Annotated in this window: 1 protein-coding gene and 1 pseudogene; both read right to left on the minus strand. The window is 68.8% G+C overall.

What is annotated here, in order from left to right; all coding sequences use genetic code 11:
- Positions 1-99, minus strand: a pseudogene (locus RT567_RS16485) (Rrf2 family transcriptional regulator); the annotation flags it as partial.
- 88 nt (positions 100-187) lie between these two features.
- Positions 188-1,276 (minus strand): phosphotransferase family protein, encoded by a 1,089-nt coding sequence (locus RT567_RS16490; protein WP_313577278.1) that lies wholly within the window; start codon positions 1,274-1,276, stop codon positions 188-190.
- Positions 1,277-1,386: the final 110 nt, after the last annotated feature.

The following is a 1,386-nucleotide window of genomic DNA, read 5'->3' on the forward strand; positions in this document are numbered from 1 at the left end:
GACGGCGCTCGGCTCGGCCTCGGTCGCCGCATAGGCGCCCTTGTGAGCCAGATAGGCCAGGGCGTGGGCGGCGACGGGAAAACGTTGGCTGTCAGACATCAGGGTTCTTGCTCCTGATGGGAAGGTAGGCCTTCCGAGAGCGTTTCACAAATCGATCCGTAACAAAAACTGTTTCCGTACAGCTCCGCTAGGCGCCCGCCTTGCGCGCAAAGCTCCAGGCGGCGTCCGAAAGCGGGCCGACCTGGGCCGCCATGGCCCGCGCATGGTCGCTGGCGGCGGTCCCGTCGCGCACCCGTCCGGCGATGCCCTGACAGATGGCCGCCAGCCGGAACAGGTTGTAGGCGAACAGCCAGTCCAGGTTCGTCGGCGCCGCCGTCCCGGTCTTCTGCGCATAGCGTTCGACCGTCTCCTCCACCGAAGGAATCCCCAGCGCCTCCAGGTCCGCCCCCGCCAGGCCGTTGCGCAGGGACGCCGGGATCACCCAGGCGATCAGCAGATAGGAGAAGTCGGCCATCGGGTCGCCCAGGGTCGACAGTTCCCAATCCAGCACCGCCCGCACCTTCGCTTCGGCCGGATCGAGGATCAGGTTGTCGAGGCGGAAGTCCCCGTGCACGATCCGCGTCGGCCCCTCCGGCGGCAGGCTCTCGGGCAGGAAGGCGATCAGCCGGTCCATGGCCGCGATCGGTTCGATCTCGGAGGCGCGATACTGCTTGCTCCAGCGCCCCACCTGGCGCGCGAAATAATTCCCCGCCTTGCCGTAGTCCGCCAGGCCGACGGCGTCGGGCTCCAGCCGATGCAGCGCCGCCAGCGTATCAACCTGGGCGTCATAGACGTCGCGGCGCTCCGGCGGGGTCAGGCCCGGCAGCTTCAGATCCCAGAAGATGCGGCCCTCGACCTTCTCCATGACGTAGAAGATGGAGCCGATGACGCCATCGTCCGTGCACAGAGCATAGGGCCGCGCGACCGGAAAACCCTGGGCGTGCAGGGCCGAGATCACCGCGAACTCGCGGTCCACGGCGTGGGCGCTGGCCAGCAGCACGCCCGGCGGCTTGCGGCGCAGCACATAGGTCCGATCCGGCGTGGTCAGCTCATAGGTCGGGTTGGACTGGCCGCCCTTGAACTGGCGAATGGTCAGCGGCCCGGCATAGCCCTCGACGTTCGCCGCCAGCCAAACGTCCAGCGTCGCCTCGTCCAGCCGATGACGGTCGTCCACCTCGCGCGTGCCCGAAAAAGCCGCCTGAGCGTCCAATGTCTGAGCGTCCATGGCCTCGGTCATTCCCCCTCCTCCGGCTGGGCGGCGATGATGGCGGCCCTGACCGCGCCGCGCCAGCCCCTGAGCAGCCGCGCCCGCTCATCGGCCCCCATGCGCGGGGTCCAGACGGCGGG

Origin of the sequence: Brevundimonas sp. (assembly GCF_032107865.1) — a bacterium.
In the GTDB taxonomy this organism is placed as follows: Bacteria; Pseudomonadota; Alphaproteobacteria; order Caulobacterales; family Caulobacteraceae; genus Brevundimonas.